At 39.5% G+C, this 18,336-nt stretch carries 19 protein-coding genes and 2 pseudogenes; 7 read left to right on the top strand and 14 right to left on the bottom strand.

Features of this window, described 5'->3' with window-relative positions; translation table 11 throughout:
- Positions 1 to 61: 61 nt before the first annotated feature.
- Genes ACIFPW_RS00180 through ACIFPW_RS00170 form a run of 3 tightly spaced genes read right to left on the bottom strand, consistent with a single transcriptional unit; the run spans position 62 to position 2,231 of the window.
- Positions 62 to 517: an NUDIX hydrolase gene (locus ACIFPW_RS00180; protein ID WP_226615137.1), complete on the bottom strand. Its 456-nt coding sequence runs from the start codon at positions 515 to 517 to the stop codon at positions 62 to 64.
- Positions 518 to 540: 23 nt separating this feature from the next.
- Entirely contained in the window at positions 541 to 1,347 is an 807-nt protein-coding gene (locus tag ACIFPW_RS00175; protein WP_430241106.1) for an ABC transporter permease subunit, read from the bottom strand.
- Positions 1,344 to 2,231, bottom strand: a complete 888-nt coding sequence (locus tag ACIFPW_RS00170; protein WP_430241104.1) for an ABC transporter ATP-binding protein — start codon at positions 2,229 to 2,231, stop codon at positions 1,344 to 1,346. The genes ACIFPW_RS00175 and ACIFPW_RS00170 overlap by 4 nt, the downstream gene beginning before the upstream one ends.
- 147 nt (positions 2,232 to 2,378) lie before the next feature.
- Here ACIFPW_RS00170 and ACIFPW_RS00165 point away from each other — a divergent pair, with 147 nt between their 5' ends.
- The 3 genes from ACIFPW_RS00165 to ACIFPW_RS00155 all read left to right on the top strand — a co-directional run bounded on the left by ACIFPW_RS00165 (position 2,379) and on the right by ACIFPW_RS00155 (position 3,966).
- The gene (locus tag ACIFPW_RS00165; RefSeq protein ID WP_430241102.1) at positions 2,379 to 2,990 is read left to right on the top strand and encodes a TetR/AcrR family transcriptional regulator; all 612 of its coding nucleotides are present in this window, start codon (positions 2,379 to 2,381) and stop codon (positions 2,988 to 2,990) included.
- A 116-nt stretch (positions 2,991 to 3,106) separates the two neighbouring features.
- Positions 3,107 to 3,226 (top strand): FbpB family small basic protein, encoded by a 120-nt coding sequence (locus ACIFPW_RS00160; RefSeq protein WP_370314259.1) that lies wholly within the window; start codon positions 3,107 to 3,109, stop codon positions 3,224 to 3,226.
- 98 nt (positions 3,227 to 3,324) lie between these two features.
- Positions 3,325 to 3,966 carry an MOSC domain-containing protein gene (locus ACIFPW_RS00155; protein WP_430241100.1) on the top strand — a complete coding sequence of 214 codons (642 nt, stop codon included), beginning with the start codon at positions 3,325 to 3,327 and terminating at the stop codon, positions 3,964 to 3,966.
- Positions 3,967 to 4,120: 154 nt separating this feature from the next.
- Here the strand turns inward: ACIFPW_RS00155 and ACIFPW_RS00150 are convergent, their stop codons facing one another.
- Positions 4,121 to 4,393 carry an HU family DNA-binding protein gene (locus ACIFPW_RS00150; RefSeq protein WP_226615133.1) on the bottom strand — a complete coding sequence of 91 codons (273 nt, stop codon included), beginning with the start codon at positions 4,391 to 4,393 and terminating at the stop codon, positions 4,121 to 4,123.
- Between the two features lie 135 nt (positions 4,394 to 4,528).
- On the bottom strand, positions 4,529 to 4,687 hold the full coding sequence (locus ACIFPW_RS00145; RefSeq protein ID WP_194218945.1) for a Fur-regulated basic protein FbpA: 159 nt from the start codon (positions 4,685 to 4,687) through the stop codon (positions 4,529 to 4,531).
- Between the two features lie 156 nt (positions 4,688 to 4,843).
- On the opposite strand from ACIFPW_RS00145, the gene ACIFPW_RS00140 reads away from it, so the two are divergent.
- The 4 genes and pseudogenes from ACIFPW_RS00140 (at position 4,844) to ACIFPW_RS00125 (ending at position 9,364) form a co-directional block, all read left to right on the top strand.
- Positions 4,844 to 5,614, top strand: coding sequence for a GNAT family N-acetyltransferase (locus ACIFPW_RS00140; protein WP_430241097.1), 771 nt, complete (start codon positions 4,844 to 4,846; stop codon positions 5,612 to 5,614).
- Between the two features lie 153 nt (positions 5,615 to 5,767).
- Positions 5,768 to 7,126, top strand: a pseudogene (locus ACIFPW_RS00135) (PhoH family protein).
- Positions 7,127 to 7,240: 114 nt separating this feature from the next.
- Positions 7,241 to 8,244, top strand: a pseudogene (locus ACIFPW_RS00130) (S8 family peptidase).
- Positions 8,245 to 8,560: 316 nt separating this feature from the next.
- Complete coding sequence (locus tag ACIFPW_RS00125) at positions 8,561 to 9,364, top strand: cupin domain-containing protein (protein WP_430241095.1); 804 nt, start codon at positions 8,561 to 8,563, stop codon at positions 9,362 to 9,364.
- A gap of 151 nt (positions 9,365 to 9,515) precedes the next feature.
- On the opposite strand, the gene ACIFPW_RS00120 is transcribed toward ACIFPW_RS00125, so the two are convergent.
- The 9 genes from ACIFPW_RS00120 to ACIFPW_RS00080 form a co-directional block, all read right to left on the bottom strand.
- On the bottom strand, positions 9,516 to 10,274 hold the full coding sequence (locus ACIFPW_RS00120; RefSeq protein WP_430241094.1) for a potassium channel family protein: 759 nt from the start codon (positions 10,272 to 10,274) through the stop codon (positions 9,516 to 9,518).
- Positions 10,275 to 10,398: 124 nt separating this feature from the next.
- Positions 10,399 to 11,265: an ATP-binding cassette domain-containing protein gene (locus tag ACIFPW_RS00115; RefSeq protein ID WP_430241092.1), complete on the bottom strand. Its 867-nt coding sequence runs from the start codon at positions 11,263 to 11,265 to the stop codon at positions 10,399 to 10,401.
- 9 nt (positions 11,266 to 11,274) lie between these two features.
- Entirely contained in the window at positions 11,275 to 12,075 is an 801-nt protein-coding gene (locus tag ACIFPW_RS00110; protein WP_226615126.1) for a hypothetical protein, read from the bottom strand.
- Positions 12,056 to 12,622 (bottom strand): RNA polymerase sigma factor, encoded by a 567-nt coding sequence (locus tag ACIFPW_RS00105; RefSeq protein ID WP_226615125.1) that lies wholly within the window; start codon positions 12,620 to 12,622, stop codon positions 12,056 to 12,058. The genes ACIFPW_RS00110 and ACIFPW_RS00105 overlap by 20 nt, the downstream gene beginning before the upstream one ends.
- Positions 12,619 to 14,874, bottom strand: coding sequence for a hypothetical protein (locus ACIFPW_RS00100; protein WP_430241090.1), 2,256 nt, complete (start codon positions 14,872 to 14,874; stop codon positions 12,619 to 12,621). The genes ACIFPW_RS00105 and ACIFPW_RS00100 overlap by 4 nt, the downstream gene beginning before the upstream one ends.
- The gene (locus ACIFPW_RS00095; protein WP_430241087.1) at positions 14,871 to 15,734 is read right to left on the bottom strand and encodes an ATP-binding cassette domain-containing protein; all 864 of its coding nucleotides are present in this window, start codon (positions 15,732 to 15,734) and stop codon (positions 14,871 to 14,873) included. The genes ACIFPW_RS00100 and ACIFPW_RS00095 overlap by 4 nt, the downstream gene beginning before the upstream one ends.
- A 109-nt stretch (positions 15,735 to 15,843) precedes the next feature.
- Positions 15,844 to 16,488 (bottom strand): PAQR family membrane homeostasis protein TrhA, encoded by a 645-nt coding sequence (gene trhA / locus ACIFPW_RS00090; protein WP_430241143.1) that lies wholly within the window; start codon positions 16,486 to 16,488, stop codon positions 15,844 to 15,846.
- Between the two features lie 62 nt (positions 16,489 to 16,550).
- Positions 16,551 to 16,739 (bottom strand): hypothetical protein, encoded by a 189-nt coding sequence (locus ACIFPW_RS00085; RefSeq protein WP_430241086.1) that lies wholly within the window; start codon positions 16,737 to 16,739, stop codon positions 16,551 to 16,553.
- Positions 16,740 to 16,812: 73 nt separating this feature from the next.
- Positions 16,813 to 18,294: an FAD-dependent oxidoreductase gene (locus ACIFPW_RS00080; protein ID WP_430241084.1), complete on the bottom strand. Its 1,482-nt coding sequence runs from the start codon at positions 18,292 to 18,294 to the stop codon at positions 16,813 to 16,815.
- Between the last annotated feature and the right edge of the window lie 42 nt (positions 18,295 to 18,336).

Genomic DNA, 18,336 nt, shown 5'->3' with positions numbered 1-18,336 from the left:
TTTGGAAAATGCGTTGAAATGCCAAAAAGCAGTGGAACGAGTTCCACTGCTTTTTGGGTATTTATTGTGTTTTATTTCTAATATAATCTCGTATCATTCGTCTGTGGCTTCCAACCATCAGCTCTGGAAGATGGTCTGAAGAAAAGTATCCTAAAGCTATACTTTCTTCTGTGTGGGTGAGATCTCCAGCATACTCGTTTGTAACATAAGCCGTTGTGACAGAGTAGAATTCATCACCGTTATCTGCTTTCGTGAAAAATTCTTCACCAGAATAGAGTTTAAAAAGAGTGAGCTTTTGGATTGTTAAACCCGTTTCTTCAAAAGACTCTCTTACGGCTGTTTCTTCCGTTGATTCTCCTGGTTCCATCAATCCACCAGGTAACCCCCAGCGTTTTTGTTTTTCGTTACGCTGTTGGAGTAGAATTTCTCCATTTTCGTTTAAGATTATTGCGACGGCCCCGACTAAGATCAGTGGCCGATGACCAACAACGTCACGCAATTCCTTCACATAATTCATGCCTATCGCTCCTTTTCTTCCTATTATAAAGGAAGATCTCTTTTCGCAAAGATCATGATGGCAAGGGCATAAAGGACGGTACCTAGTAAGAGTAGGAACGTCATTGATGGCCAGATTTCAACAGAACCTCTGGCAATCTCAACTGGCCGAAATGTTGAAAAGAGTGAGAGATTCACCATCCAATCGAGTTGATCGCTCATTTTCCCGATTAAATCCATTCCATAGAAGACGATGGTGAGTAATCCAGAAAGTCCTAGTGCCTGTCGCTCATCATTTAATAAGGAAGAGAATAGAAACGAGTAGGCTGAGATGACGTAGAACAAAAGAATACCGACGAGATTAACCTTCATAAACGTCATGGCTTCAAACGGCTTATCATCAATTAATATTTCTGTTCCAATGACTCCTGCAAGAGCAGTTGTTAATCCGATAATAAGAAGTCCGGTGAGCAGCACAAGAGATTGAGTGAACGCAATTTTCTTTCGTGAGTTTGGTGTTGCGAGAATGTAAGCCATTGATCCTCTTTCAATGTGACGAGCCATTAGCTGTGAAGCTGTCATTAAGCAAAAAATCGATAAAATGACTATATACAGTAATCCATAATATTCCCCTGCAATAAAGTCACTTACATGCTGAAATCCACCTTCCATTCCAAATGCAGCTAGAAAGCTTTCGGGCATAGACTCCATTAATTCATTCAAACCAGGTGCATCTGCAATCGAAGGGTAGATGCCGATGATAAGAAGCAGGTAAAGTGCAGAGCCAATTGCATAGCTAGAGATGGACTTGGCATGGACTTTTAGCATCCTAGCATAGAGTGTCATATTCATGATTTCTCTGCCTCCCTGTCGTAATAAGTAAGAAAGACTTCTTCAAGGTTTTGTTCATGAATATCAATGTTCCGAATCTGATAATCTCCTAAAGCAGTAATAAATTGATTGTAGTCACCTTGAACCGCTATTTCTGCGCGGTTATCTATGACTGATATGACCTCGAGGTTACTTTCTTTGATACGCTTTGCTTCTGCTTCAGTAGCAAACGTAACATCAAAAAGACGACGCTGCTTTTGCTGCAGATCATTAATATTCTCGACGACAACAATTTTTCCATCTTTAATGATCGCAGCTCTGTCACACGTTCGTTCAATTTCGGAGAAGCTATGAGAAGACATTAGGAATGTAGTGCCTTTCTCTTTCTGCTCCATTACAATTTCAATGAAAATTCGCTGCATGAGCGGGTCAAGACCAGAGGTTGGTTCGTCTAATATAATAACTTCAGGTTCATGCATAAAAGCAGCTACGATCCCCACTTTTTGTTTCATTCCTTTGGACATTTTACGAATAGGAGTTTTTACATCGAATTGAAGTCTATCAATTAGCTGATCACGGTATGTGGTGTTTTTTAGATCTCTCATTCCGCCAACTAATTTAAGGAAACCGATGCCATCCATTCCATCTAGAAAGGCTATTTCACCAGGGAGGTATCCGATCTTCCTCTGGATTTTGGCAGCATCTTTCCACGTATTCACTCCATCTATCGTAGCCGTGCCTTTTGAAGGCTTCATGAATCCCATTAAGTGACGTATCGTTGTCGATTTACCAGCACCGTTTGGGCCGAGAAATCCAAATACTTCGCCTCTAGGAATAGAGAACGTAACATCGAAAATTCCTTTTCCGTTTGGAAATTGCTTTGTTAACCCGTTTAATTCGATCATTGAGGTGCCCCCTCGGCTGATTTTTGAACTATATTATATTATATATTTCATTTTTATCATAAATGACTCTATAATAATAAGCAACATTTATTGAACTCATATTTAATATAAAGTTCAATAAGTGATATACTAATAATGGTGATGAGAATGAATGGATTTGAATTACGTAAACAACAGAAGCGCAAAGATATAGTGGCGTCAGCTTTTACGTTATTTAACGAAGAAGGTATAAAAAAGGTAAAGATTAGTGACATTGCTCGTTTTGCTAATGTCTCTCAGGTCACGATTTATAATCATTTTACGAGTAAGGAAGAGCTTGTAAGAGCGGTGCTAAAAGACTATATGAACAATCAATTTAAAGCTTTTAAAGAGGTAGTTCAGCAGGAGCATTCTTTCGCTGAAGTGATTGAATTGATTATTTTTGAAAAGCATAAGGCAGTCCAAAGCCTTAATCCATCGCTTCTAGCAGAAATGTTAACGACAGATGAAGAGCTGAAGGATTACGTGGATTATTTTTATCGGACACAGACACTTCCGTTATTTGTGCAACTCTTAGAAAAGGCACGTGAACGAGGAGAAATTAATGCTTCGCTTTCGATGGAGTCGATTATGCTATATCTCAATGCCTTAAAGACAGAGGTGCAGCGCATTCCAGCCGAAACATGGTCAGAGCGAAAGGACTTTCTCGACGATGTTCTTCAACTATTCTTTTATGGTTTAAGTGGTGGTGCAGTTTCAAGTAGGAATGAATCTGAATAATCATTCATAAACTGAAATGTGTGTAAATTTTCACAAAATTTTAATAGTTTGTTAATTTATCTAACACACACCTGTTGTATAATGAAACCATACAGAGGGAAAGTTGGTGAATTTTGTTGAAAAAGCTGAAAAAGTTAACCTTTAAACAGCTCGTTGATCAAAATAAAGCAGAACTTCTTAAAAATGAAAAAGAATTAGCTGAAATAGAAAAACGTATTGATAATAGACACGTTTAATTCAAAGGAAACAGTCGTCAATCGGCTGTTTTTTTGCATGAATTAGAATCATATTTGTTGCTTCTCCCTGTGCTAAACTATAGAAAGGAGGCGGTCGGATGGCGAAATTAGTAAGTTTGAATGTAGGGAAACCTATTGAAACGCCCTACAAAGGGAAGTTGATCTCTACAGGCATATACAAACAACCAGTGAGTGAATCAGTTTATGTATCTAAATTACAAGTAGAAGGAGATGGGCAAGCGGATCTTGTTCATCACGGAGGATCAGAGAAAGCCATTTGTGTTTATCCCTTGGAGCATTATGCCTATTGGGAAGAACGTTTAAGATGTGAACTGAAGGCTGGTGCATTTGGTGAGAATTTTACAGTAGTTGGAATGGATGAGACAGTAGCTCGTATCGGTGATATTTATCGAATTGGTGAGATTCAAGTACAGGTTAGCTTACCGAGGCAGCCATGCTTTAAACTCGCGAAGAAGTTTGAAGTTGATAACATGCACTTATTTGTGATGGAAAATGGATACAGTGGTTATTATCTCCGAGTGTTAGAAGAAGGTGAAGTTAAAGCCGGGGATGAAATAACCCTTGAGAGTCGTCCAGATCATGATGTAACTGTTGCTTTAGTCAATCGCGTTACGTACAATGATCGAAAAGATCGCGCTGGGCTCGAAAAGGTATTACTTGCAAAAGAACTGAATGAAAACTGGTATAACAAGCTAAGTAAACAGTTGAGCGCGCTTTAAGTTGCGCGCCATTATTTTTTAGCCATTCTATAATAAAAGACGATCAGCATAATAATCGTAACGAAAGTAACGGTGTATTTAACAATCTGCATCAGTTCCATTGATTTCTCCTCAAATAAAAGCTGGAACCGAGTGGATCCAGCTTATCTGTAAGTTAAACAACTTTTTCTTTTAATGCTTTCCCAGGTTTAAAAGCAGGTGTCTTTGAAGCTTGAATGAGAATTTCTTCACCAGTTTGTGGGTTGCGTCCTTTTCGGGCAGAACGTTCCCTTACTTCAAAATTACCAAATCCTACAAGCTGCACTTTTTCCCCTTTCGCAAGTGCCTCAGCAATCGTATCCATTAACGTGTCTACCACTCTTGCAGTATCTTTCTTTGACATTTCCGATCTTTCCGCAACTGTCGTTAGAAGTTCCGCTTTATTCACTAAGTTTCATCCTTTCTAAATTTGCTAGTTTCAATGCTATGGCACTATTTTCGCCAGTACATCAGTGATTTATACATCGTGAATAAAAGAATATAAAAAAGAGACTCTTAACGAATCTCCAGTGATTATAGGATATTAATAGTTGGATAGTTGTTTGTACTCTTTTTGAAGGTCCGTCAGTGTACATTGATACAGATGGTGGTCAGCGGTGGAATAGGCTCCTGCCTCAATAAGCTTCGAAATGTAGTAATTTCTACGTTGCTCTAGTGCTTTTCTGAGCTGATTGGTTTCCATGAGCACATCCTCCTTAACGATTTTTTATTCCCAGTATGTCCTGGGGCTATGCATTTTAATCAAAATTAGATGTGACAGATTGGACAAAGGACATGTAGGATTCTTAGAGCGCCTTATACATAATTGAAGCTTTTTATAGAAATGAGATGATGAGCAATGAATGAGGAGCAAATTATTTGTGCAATTGAAGCCATTCAATGGGATTACGAAGAAGCTCTTGTACCTGAATCTATTCACTATATTCAAAAAGATGACCTAGTGATGATCAAAAATGATAAATCAGCAAGCGTCTATGCGAATAAGGTTGTTCGCTTCAGTCGAACTCTTAACGAGGTTGAAGAAGCGATAGCGTATTTTCAGAACAGTCCCTTCTCCTGGTGGATCCAAACAAGTTCTGAGTCTAGTGAACTCGAAAAAAAGCTTATTAAATTGGGGATGAACCACGCAGATACATACGTTGGTTTAGCAAAGGAACTAACAGAAGAAATTCCGTCATCATCAGAATATATCCATAAGGAAGTGACAACGAAAGAAGACGTTCTTGGGCATGTAGAGACCGCAGGGAAGGTTTGGGGTTATGACAATCAGGCGATGCAAGCTGCTATTAATGAAAGAGCTTCTTATCTTCAGTTCGCTGAGCGAAGAGGAGGCTATACGCTCTTACTAGACGGAAAGTATCCAATCGGTTATTCAAATTATCGCTATAGTAAGGATAGGAAAGCTCTTTATTTAAATGGAGCAGCGGTTCTGCCTGAATATAGAGGGAAAGGGATTTACAAAAACATGCTGAAGGCACGTTTATATAAAGCGAGTCAAAGAGGATGCGAGATAGCGGTGACGCAAGCGAGAGTCGGTACTTCTGAACCTATTCTACGAAAGCTGGGGTTTAGGGAGTATGCGGAGTATAAGCAATATATCCGAGAATAGAAGCGCAAACAGTAGCCAACCTTTTGTGAAGATGCTGTAAATCTCATTGTGTTTCTGTAAAAAGGTAGGATTGCGAAGTGAGAATCTGGAATACTCAACGTGAAGAATTAATCCTTCGCCTTCTTAAACTTCCGTTAAAAAGGAGCTGTTCTGTTGTTGAAAACCTTTGTTCTAGACACCAATATTCTTTTGCATGATGCTCATTCCCTATTTCGATTTGGTGACAATCACGTTGTGGTTCCAGCGATTGTGATTGAAGAAATCGATTCTAAGAAGCGGTTGATGAATGAGGTAGGTCGTAATGCACGAGAATTTAGCAGAATGTACAAAAAACTGCGAGATAAAAACAAAGGCAAGCTCGATGAACCGATTCCATTTGAATCTGGAGGAACATTTCGAATTGAGTTAAATCATCGCTCTTTTGATAAACTACGAAATGAGTTTAGTGAAGATTCCAATGATAACCGCATTATTGCAGTATCGATTAACTTAAGCACGGATGATATAGGAGATGTCGTTCTTGTTTCAAATGATATGTTAATGATCGCGAAAGCAGATGCCTTAAAAAAATCACTTGAGTTACCATCTTTTTTTCCTGAACTATATGAAAATGATCGTCTTATTGAGCACGTCGATCGTCTTCATAGAGGCTATCATGAAATTCTAGTGCCTCCTGAAATCATTGACTCTCTTTATAAGAGCGGCGAACTCTCTATGAATATTCTGCGTGAGTATATGAACACAGAAGTTTATAGTCAAGATTTTATCCTTTTAAAAGATATTTTTGGAAGTAGTCATTCTGGGATTGGAAGAGTATTAATTTGAAATCAGAAAGTAGTAATTCAAGGCCTAAACCGAGAAAGTGAACATATTTGGGGAATCCTCCCAAAAAACGTGCAGCAGCGTATGTTAATGGAACTGTTGATGGATAAAAGTGTTTCACTTGTTTGTGCAACTGGAAAGGCGGGAACGGGGAAAACGCTTCTTGCACTTGCTGCAGGACTTAGTCAGACGGAAGACGAGCAGCATTATCAAAAGCTACTTGTTTCAAAGCCCGTGGTACCAGTTGGAAATGATATCGGCTTTTTACCTGGTGAGAAAGAAGAGAAGCTTAGACCCTGGATTCAACCAATCTATGATAATCTAGAATTTTTATTTGATGCCAGTAATGAAGAAGAGTTAACAAACATTTTAACTGGCTTGAGGACGCTAAAAGTCGAAGCGTTAACGTACATAAGAGGGAGGAGCATCCCTCATCAATTTGTGATTATTGATGAAGCTCAAAACTTATCTCCACATGAAGTGAAAACGATTTTAACAAGAGTAGGCGAGGGAACGAAGATTGTTCTAATTGGGGACCCCGAACAGATTGATCATCCTTACCTCGATTCAGTGAACAATGGTTTAACGTATGCTGTTGAACGGCTAAAGCAGGAAGATGAGGTAGGAATTGTCCACTTAACGAGTACAGAGCGAAGTAAGCTTGCTGAAATAGCTGCTCGACTTCTTTAAGTAGTACGAAGGGATGATATCCTCAAAAAATAAAATGGGAAATTAGACCATATGGAACTAGACAAACCGATCTTTTCTGTCAGATAATTCAGTTAAAAGAGAGGGGCGCTAAACATGAGTGATGTTAGATTAATACCATTCGAGGTTAATGCAGTCGTTCAAGAAGCAGGAATTCTTCCAGATGGGATTGAAATGATTCAAGCACCAGCGGTATGGGAAGAATCTGAAAAAGGAAAAGGACGAATCATTGCGGTAGTAGACACAGGTTGTCAAATTGATCATCCTGATCTTCAATCACGTATTATTGGAGGTAAGAACTTTACGCAAGATTTCGGTGGAGATGCAGATCGTTATGATGATAATAATGGTCACGGTACGCATGTCGCCGGAACGATTGCAGCAACGAACGGAGAAAAAGGGTTCAAGGTGTTGCCCCAGATTCAAAGCTCTTGATCGTTAAAGTACTGAATGAAGCAGGAAGTGGTTCATATCAATCTATCATTAATGGGATTCGGTATGCCATCGATTGGAAGGGGACAGAAGGTGAACGGGTAAATGTGATCTCGATGTCGCTCGGTGGACCATCTGATGTACCAGAACTTCACGATGTTATTAAAGATGCCGTGAATCAAAATATTTCAGTTGTGTGCGCCGCTGGTAATGAAGGAGACGATAGAGAAGACACATCTGAATTTGCTTATCCAGGTGCCTATAATGAAGTAATTGAAGTAGGAGCGGCCTCTTTCCAACGCACGCTCGCTCCATTTTCCAATACGAATAATGAGATTGACTTAATTGCACCAGGTGTAGATATTCTTTCAACTTATCCTGGTAGTGAATATGCTGTTCTTTCTGGAACCTCAATGGCTGCTCCGCACGTATCAGGGGCACTGGCACTTCTCATGAATGTTTCTGAGAAGGAATTTAAGCGCACGCTTAGTGAAGCTGAAATTTATTCACAGCTTATCAAGAGAACCGTGCCTATCGGTTGTACAAAGCAAGCTGAAGGAAATGGCCTTCTCGCTTTAAATTTTATGAATCAGCTCGAATCGCTCTTTAATATTTATACAACCGCGTGGGATCAAACTGAAGTGAAATCAGAAAAAGTAACGAAATAACTTCACAAGTAAAGTGAAATCAATATTATCATTTACATCACAAATCGTAGTGCGAATTAAGATTCGCACTACGATTTGTGTGTTATATAAATATGTTGGTGCATGATATTTCCAATCTAAGGTGGTGAATCAGGTTCAAAAGAAGTGGACTTGAGAAAAAGTATGTAAAAGGATTCACTATGCAACAAAGCATTCATTTTTGATGTGAGCTAGGAGGATCTTCATAAGGTTAATGATATTTTCCTAGTTCTTATTAGGTACACACCCATGATAGATGCATAGGATAATTTATACATTGTGAAGGGATTGAGAAACTATGTACTATGATCCTTCTGTGCATCCTTATCATCACTATCAACGTCCGCCAACTTATAACGAGGAGAGACAGCCTGGTTACGAACCTTTGCCTCAATTGACAAAGCAAGGTCTTGCATCTCCATCTTCTAACAATGCTGGAAGTAGGGAATTCAAAGATTATGGACCGAAACCATTTGTCGCTAATATTAATGAAGCAACGAAGCAAAACGATACCTTTCGCACAGCTTTATGGACAGGTGAACATTTACAATTAACGTTAATGAGTATCGATGTTGGTGAAGACATTGGTTTGGAAATGCACCCGAACCTTGACCAATTTTTGCGAATTGAACAAGGGCAGGGAAAGGTGCAAATGGGGAAACGTAAAGATTCTTTGAATTATGAACGAGAGGTTTATGATGATTATGCTGTATTTATACCCGCTGGCACATGGCACAATCTCACAAATACTGGAGATGTTCCGATTAAGCTTTACTCGATCTATGCTCCACCTAATCATCCTTTTGGAACGGTTCATGAGACAAAAGAAGATGCTATAGCGGAGGAAGAAGGCGAGCGTAATCGAAACTCAGCTGTGTTTGGCAAAACGCCAGATGAATGGGTGAAATACACGGAATTCTTAGTAAATGAAGGGTTGGAAGATGTCGAAAGAGGTATAAATGCAACACACATTCTTCAAGAGTTTATTCTAATGGGAGTGCTGGTTGGAAAGGGTTACTCTCCTGAAAAAGCCTATGAAATAGTGGAAGATTGGGAGCGAACTGGACAGTCCAAACTTCTTCAACAAAGTAAGAACATGTAGAAAATAGCTTAAGAAAATGAACAAGATGCTCTACGGTCGTAGATTGATCAGGGTTCGAATTGTTTAACAGAAATTTTTCACCCCAGAAGAGCTTAAAAAGGATTAGCTCTTCTGAGGTGAAACCATATTTGTGCTAATTGGAAGTTTAACTTCAAAAGGAGTCATCACTTTCTTTCGTGTTTTGTGGGTCATCCGTTCTATTTGCTTCTTGTATCTTTATTTTTTCAAGTTGTTCGATCATATGCTTGTAGTCTAGCTGGCTAATATTAGGGTAATGATTGATTTTTCTTTTAATGTCATCTAACTCAGTAGGGAGTTTATTTCGACTGTTATTTGAAAACATAGCCGCAACGGTTCCTGTAATAACACCGATCGTTCCAATTCCGACCATCATTAATACCGCAGCAACCAGTTTGCCTGCAGTTGTTTCAGGATAGAGGTCTCCATACCCCACCGTAGTAGTAGTCACAACTGCCCACCAGAGGGCATCACCATATGTCTCAAATTCTGGTTCAATCCATTTCATCGAAAGCGCTGAAATGAAGAGGAGTGAGATAACATAGACAAACGCACGATCAATTTTATATTTGGTTAGAAAGAGTTCAAAAACAGACGTGCGGTGATTAATAAGTGCGACTAATCGAATCACCCGTATAAAGCGGACGAGTCTTGCGGTCCGAAACAATTGATCGAGCGGAATAATAGCAATCAAATCCAGCGGATGTTGTTTGATAAAAGTCCATTTGTGATCACTTAAAAAAAGCCGCGTCGCATAATCAAGTAAGAATAAAATCCAAATAAAAAAATCGAGCGCTGCGCCTTCGGGATCGGGTAAATCAATGACGAGTGAAAAAATAAGGAGAAGGGCGAGCACAAATTCATAAATCAATCCTAGAGACTGCTTTTGCAATGGATCACCTTCTTTTGTCTATTTATCACTATTTCGCTATCAAGAAGAATCTCCCTGCAAAAAAAGAAGTCCTCCATAAATTGGGGGACTGAAGTTAAGCTTTTTTGATAAAAGCAAAAGAACTTTAGATTGGGATGATGTCTCCATCCCATGATTTCTTGCGAATGAAGTAGGCATCTTCAATGGTTGTTTCCGCTTCACGAAAATGATCGAAGGGTTTTGTGATATCAATGTATTTAATCAAGTACTGTTTATTTAATCGTTTCATGTGAATAATCCGCTCCTGCTCTAGTTGAGCGATTTCGTTAAGAAGGATTTTCCCTTCCCACACACGTAAAGGAAGCTCTCTTTTCCAAAGAGAAATGGACCCATGAAAAAGAATTTCCCCTTCATGAAGCCATATTAAATCGTCAGCAATATCTTCCCATTCATTTAACTCATGTGTCGCGATAAGAACAAGCCTTTTTTCGGCATATCTTGATAGAAGGGAGACGACGTTCTTTCGTTCACGACTATCGAGGTAGTTTAACGGTTCATCAAGTAGCAAAATAGGAGGACAGTCAAGAATGGCTTGTGCAATACCAACACGCTGTTTCACTCCTTGAGAGAGAGCTTTAATTTTCTTCCTTTTACATGTTTGAATATGTAGGGCTTCCATCGTTTGATCAACGGCATCCTGGTGAAGGACCCCTTTTAATTCACACATATACCTAAGGAACCTCTTCATTCTCATTTCTTCATATAATTCGATACCTGTTGGAAGAAAGCCGATATTCTTACGAATAAAGGGGAGGGAGGTATCAACTGTTCTCCCACCATATTCAATGATGCCTCTATGTGGTCTTATTGCTGTTGCTAGAAGTTGTAGTAAGGTAGATTTACCAGCGCCGTTCTTACCAACTAGAATGGTGATTCCGGAACCAAGTGTTAGTTCGGGAATAGCAAGTGAGAATTGTTTTCGAGTATATTTGATGTTTTGTAGTTGAATCATACCCTAATCTCACAAATATTGAAGATGCAAACTCTTCCGATACGATAAGAAGAGCATGGCAACTCCAAGTCCAAGGATAATAAGGTAGGAGACAACAAAGAGTAAGTCTTGTTGAAGTGCTTCACCAGATAGTTCGAAAACAGTATAAGGTAATACAAGAAAAGTAAGCGCCCATCCAGCAAGTGAGGCGATAAATCCGGCAATTACCCCTTTATGGAACATGACAAAGGCAAGCAAACCTGTCAGAAAGAGAAGCGGCGCGAACCAATGCAAAAGAAACGTAGCGGGGTTAACCATCGTATTATCTTTCACAATATATAAGGTAGATAACAGGGCCAAACCAATGTTTACGACTAAGACAACAAGCAATTTACTTAAGAGAAGAAGTGCTGGAGGAAAAGGTGTAATCGATTCGACCATCCGCATTTCTTTGTTCCAGGTTTTATAACTATAAAGCACACCAAATAATAGATAAATGGGAACAACGATAGGAAATAAACTGTCTGATTCCATGCTTCCAGCCGAAATCATCGTTAACATTGCAAAAATCAATACGCTAATCAGCCAGTAAGCCCAGTGATAAGAACGGAATTGATTAAGGCATTGCTTTGTTAGTGACGGTTTTGCAGGCTCAGGTTTTTCATCGAAATCAAATTCGATTTGAGAAGGTTTAAGTTCATCGAAAGGATCCTGTAACGAAAGAAGCAGCTTCTGTGTATCCTCTGAACGGGGTGACGTTGCCAGATATGACTTGATCGGCTGCTCTAGATCTTCTTCTAACTTTTCTAATTCAAGATCGATGTCTTGCATGGCTAACTTCCTCCTTTCGTTCTATTGAAGCTTTTAGTTTCTTCAAGGCATGAAATAAGTTCGACTTTACTGTACCGAGTGGAAGTTCCAAAGCTTCTGCAATTTCTTGATACTTTAATTCCTGGTAAAACCGTAAATACACAATTTCTCTTTGCGTCTCAGAAAGCGTATCGAGCTGCTTGAGAAACTCCACGCGTGATTCTTGCCTTTCAAATAGTTCCACTACTGATGGTTCTCGGTCAGCTTGATCTGGAATGAAGTCGAGAATTTGCTTTTCTGACCTAAATCCCGCGCTTTTCCAATAATCTCGGCATTGATTTGTGGCCACCTGGTAAAGCCAGGGCTTGATCTTTTCTGGGGTTTTCTTTGTTTTTAGTTGTTTAATTAATTTCAGGAAGGTTTCTTGAACAACATCTTCGGCCTTTCTTCTATCACGTAACATCCGTTCTAGATAACCAAGAAGCGGAGCATGATAACGATGAACAAGGGCTTCGAAAGCAGCCTGATTTCCACGTGCCATAGCGACTACTAGTTCCTCATCTGTCATGAACCATCCTCCTTTCTAGTCTGATGACCTTGCATCACTTCATCCCATATTTTCTGCCATTCTTCGTAAGGAATGAGAGTAGAAGGTTCTCGAAACAAGGTGAAATCTGCTGCGAATCCCGGGTCTACCCAGCGTTCGCTATATATTCGATCTAGGACTTCTTTCACTTGCTTACTATCTCCATCAGCAATGGTTTCGTTGATCATTGTGAAAATCTGGTTAGCTTTGATTTCTTCCTCACTGTAGTCTTCCAGTGGGATATCATCTTGAATCTTGATAACAAGGTCGCGGATTTGACTGGCCTTTTTTTTATTTCCATTTTCTAATTCATAAATGTACGTATAAGCACTTTGGATGGCACTTGTTACTAGCTCGCCGTCCTCATACCCATAAATCTCAGTACCATCATGGAATAGACTCACTTGAAAGAGCAATTTCATAAGATAAGTTTCATCCATTTGATAGAAAGTGGATTCGCTTAGGATATAGTTTTGATCAATAAAACCTTGTTGTCTCACGTAATTGGCCCAGCGAATATTCTCTACAGGAACGATAAAAAAATGACGCATAGGCTCTATTTTTTTCGTTAAATAGTGGTTGGTGTATAGAAGGCGTTTGTCCAATTCCTTCATGAGCTCAACAGCACGATCACGATTGTAACTGTCCGTTACGATTGACATTGGATAATAAGTAGAATCAACTTCAGTCAGATCTCCAGCATAAAGGTCTAATTTAGAAGTTTTCCCTTGAAGTTTATAGGTTCCAACATTTGTTTTAAGTTCATCGATTGTGCCATATAAGGGTAGTGCTATACTTGAAACTTCAACATTAAAAGTGGCTCTATTCGAAATCCCAATATTCGTTTGTGATTCTCCGTTCATGTCATATAAATATTGATGCCCTGGCAATGGATACCAGGCTGTTTGAGAAGGCATAATCATTTGATCATTTCCAACATGGCCCGGATAGTATTCCTGACCATTATTAGATGCCCATAGTTTGTATGGTCCTTCATATTGAATACGAATAACAGGTTCTTTCATATTTTCAGGTAAAGTAACGGTCAGAAAATCATTCTCTTGAGTAAATGGAATTGGATGTTGATCAATCGTGACTTGGTTAACTGAAAATGTCTGATTCAATGTGAATTTCATGAACTCCTTTGTTTGAAATTCTGCTGATGGTAGAGTGAGAGATGCATCAATGAAAAGTGATTGATCTTCATGCTGAATGGATAAGTCAAATTGTTTTATTTCAAAACGTTCTGGTTGATAGAGCTCTTCTTCCTCTTTCATAAGAGTATTAGGAGAAGAAAGGGAAGGGAAAGACATGTAACTAGCTTGACCGTTTTGTTCGTCTGTTATCAATGGAGATTCTTGTTTAATCTTACTAAATTCATCAGTTCGCTCCTTCCAGAAAGAAGCATATGGAAGATACGAAATCACGACAATTCCAATACTGATCATGAGTGCAACCTTCCACAGCCACGTATATGGATGAGGTCTGCGTTTATTGAGAATGAAAATGATGAGTACCAGGAGAAAGGAAGAAACCGTTAAAACAAAAATGCGCTGTAACTGTAGTTCTTCTTTCATTAATTCAATTCCCCAGGTGCCATTAACAAGAACAGAATCGACAAATAAGTAGGTTAGATGGAACGCTTTAAGATAAAAGTGTCCGCCTTGATCAATAATGAAAATTTCCATGAATAGCGTACCAAACATCCAGGCGCAGAAGGCGATTAAGTAAACATAGCGATTTTTAATAAGTACCGATAAAAGCATGCCAAGAGTTAAACTAATAAAGAACGCTACTTCGTATTGAGTCCCATAGAAACGCAGAATTGTGAACGTTTCTTCCACCGGAATGTTATCTCTCATAGCAAAGATAAAGTAGGTTCCACTCATTAGGACCGTATATATCGTCATATAGATGAGCGCGGACATCAATTTTGCTGATATGAATACGAAATTGGACACGGGAAATGATTGGTGCCACTCAAATGATTCATTCCCAACGTCTCGTCGTATTAAATAAACGCCAATCAGAATACTTAAGCCAATAACGAGAATGAATATAAGAGAGTGCGTTGTTTCATAGGTTGTTCTGTAGAGGTTGCCATGTCCTCCTTCTTGATCTGCACTCATGCTAAAAAGTAACCAGATCAAATATAAGAAAGGAAGAGGTGCGAAAAACCAGTTTTTATACAAAAAAGAAAATTCAAGCTTAAACTGGATAAGCCATTTTCTCATAGTCCATCACGCCCAATCAGTGCCATGTACCCTTCTTCAAGGGTAGGATCCACGGCTTCGGCAAATTCAAATGGTGCTACTGGAGATATTGCTCGACACCTTAATCCTGTTGCTTTTCGTTTTGTAAGTGTCATTTGTAATCCATTTAATTGGTCCCAGTTATTATCAAAGAGGTCGAACTCCCAAACAAGTCCATTCCCCTTACGTTGAAGCTCATCTGGTGTGCCTTGAAAAAGAATGCGCCCTTTATTTAGAACGATCAGCGTATCACAGCTTCCTTCAATGTCTTCTACAATATGCGTAGAAAGAATGACGGTTTTTCGGCTAGAAACATCAGCTAGTAAGTTGCGAAAGCGTAAGCGTTCTTCAGGATCAAGTCCAGCAGAAGGTTCGTCGAATATCATCACAGCGGGTTCTCCATAAAGCGCCTGGGCAATGCCGAGACGTTGCTGCATTCCATTTGAGAACGTCTTAATTTTTTGATTCTGTCGCTTTTCTAAATTAAGGGCATGAAGCAATCGTTTTTTTTCTCGCTCATGATCATAATGGTGGTCTCGTTTCAACTTCCCAACATAGTCCAAAAACTGAGATGCAGTAAGCTGCGGATACAGCTTGAAATGTTGAGGGAGGTAACCGATTTCTTTCCGAACACTTGAAGCTTCTCGGTTAAGTGAATAACCTTTAAGATAGATTTCTCCGGAAGAAGGCTTTGAGACCGCAGCTAGCATTCTCATAAATGTCGTTTTTCCAGCACCATTTGGACCAATAAGCCCTACCATGCCTCCTTCGATGGACAAAGTGAGGTTATGTAGAATCTTCTCTTTTTTGAACTGTTTAGTTAGATGAGATACTTCAATCAAAATCGTTCATCCTTTTACTAGTATTCTATGGCTAAGACGATTATAGTCGATAAAAGGTTTTGTTATGGAAAACAAAAATCCTCTGCACGATGCGTGCAGAGGATTGGTTTTAAAGAGGTAATACATAGAAGAGAACACAGAAGAAATGAGCAAGTGTTCCAGCTACCACGAAAAGATGCCAAACTGCATGATGGTATTTAAAAGCTCTCCAGACATAGAATACCGCTCCAATTGTGTAGAGAACACCCCCAACAATGAGAAGCATCATTCCGTTTGGAGCCAAGTTCTGCGTGAGTGGATTCCAGGCAAGAACGATCAGCCAGCCCATTAAAACGTAGAGAATGGTTGAGACAAATAGAAACTTTTTTACAAAATAAGCTTTAAATACTGTTCCAATAATCGCGAGTCCCCACACGATGCCAAATAGTGTCCAACCTAGCCAACCTTCAATTACAATAAACAAGAAGGGGGTGTAAGTACCAGCGATAAAGAAATAGATAGAAGAGTGATCTAGTATTTCGAAAAAGTCTTTCGCTTTCCCAGGTGGAAAGCTGTGAACGAGTGTAGAGGCCGTATAAAGCATCAGCATCGTTGTACCGAAAAGTGTAAAACTTACAATATGCCAGGCAGTTCCATAGAGAGACGCAAACACAATTAAGATGACTAGAGCGGCAACGCTTATGATAGCTCCAATTCCGTGAGTAATATAATTTGCTCGCTCCTCGCCAACTGTAAACGTATGAGTTGTCATGATTCGCATCATTCCTTTAGATCAATTATTAGAAGTATACTACATGATTTCCCGAACGTCATTTCTTATCGAACCTTATTTTTAAGATTACGTAGTTTTTCTGCTTCTTTTAAGAGATGATAAGTGTAAAAATCTTTTTCTTCTACTTGTTCTGTGGCAGCTGCCATAACGAGAAACTCTTCCGCAATTTCTTCTCGCATTGAAGTAAGTAACTTTTCACTGTCAGTAGTAACTAAATTATTCTTTTGATCCACGGTTGGTTCGCTCCTTCAACATTAAATGATAGTCTCATTGTGCCTTAAGGAAGCGATTTTATTCTAAAATGACTTATTTTATTTTCACCATTTCCTTAGTGATAGAGCGATAGACATGATATCCACTAGTAGAAACCCCAATAGTACCTGCTCCAGGGAAAACGCTGTCGCCACAAAGCCACAATCCCTTGAGACCAGTACGGTGAGAAAGACTGTTGAACAAACTAAATTCATTCGTTTGTGGGAAACCTCCAACCATGCCTTTAGGTCTTTTCGTAAATCTTTCCCATGCTCGTGGTGCACCTGTCATTTGTAATTCGATTCCACTTCTTACATTAGGTATCACTCTTTCAATACCTGTGAGCATTTTCTCAGTTAGCTCCTTTTTATATTGATCGTATTTCTCTTTCGTATCCCAATGGTGAAGCTCTGTATGTGTACTGACTGTTAATGTGCGAAAGCCCTCTGGCGCACGAAAGAGATCATTGGATTTTGAAAGTGACAAGAAGAGGTGATTTCCTTCGGTCATTTTTCCATTATCCGAAAAGACTTGACTAAAGAGGGACGTATATTCAGGGATGATTTTTTCATCTAAAGCAAGATACATCGTAAAAGCTCCCCACTGAGTCATTTGACTTCGTTTTCTTAACTTAGTGGGGAGTTGTTCTTGAAGTGGTTCTGGAAGAAGTGGAACAAAGCCCTGTACAGGTAAGTTATTAATAAGGTGATCAGCTCTCCAACTCTCCCCTTTTTGATCGACAGCTACCCAACGGTTGTTTTCACGCCGAATCGATTGAATTTGCTTTCTCTGGTAAGTTCGACCACCGTTCTGTTCAATATATTGCTGTAGTGTTTCAGCGATGCGATACAATCCACCTTCAGAGTAATATGCCCCTTCGTGATAAATATCGAGAGCAAGAGCACCCATAAGTGCTGAGCACTCTTCACTAGTTGTTTGCATGCTATCAATTAATTGTCCATCAATAAAATGGTGAAAGTCTAGTGCATCATTAAGATTATGTTTTTTTAGAAGATCTCCCATTGTTTTCCGAAGGTAGGGAACCAGTCCGGGAGTTCCTGGTTTGAGAGATAGTAGAAGCCCTTTCCATTCTGATAGGGTGACTGGAGGTACAACAGGGAGAGGTCCAATTAACTTACGTACTTCGGCTCCAATTTTCCATATTTCTCGATAGAAAGAAACAATTTGTTTGGAGTGTTCTGGAAACTGGGTAGCGCATTCTGATAAATGGCGATTTCGATCTGTATAATAAGGCATGACGCGATTGCCATCGTATATTCTCATAATTTCATCCAACGAAAAAACAGGGAAGGACAAACCGAGTTCTTGGAAAATGCGATAGTGTAATCCACCTTCTTCGAACCCCATCCCCATCGTCGCTCCAACAGGGAAGAGAAAATGCCCTCGTGTAAATTTTCCTGCTGATCCACCCCATTCATTCGATGCTTCAAGTATTGTTACGTTGTAGCCTTCTTTCGTCAGTAATGCTCCAGCAGTCAGTCCGCCAATGCCACCACCAATAACAACAATATCCATAATGATCCCTCCAAGATGGTCCGAGCTTGATATCCTTCTATT

This window comes from Pseudalkalibacillus sp. NRS-1564, assembly GCF_050467905.1.
Lineage (GTDB): Bacteria > Bacillota > Bacilli > Bacillales > Guptibacillaceae > Guptibacillus > Guptibacillus hwajinpoensis_B.
This window is presented reverse-complemented; position numbering and strand designations above follow the sequence as displayed.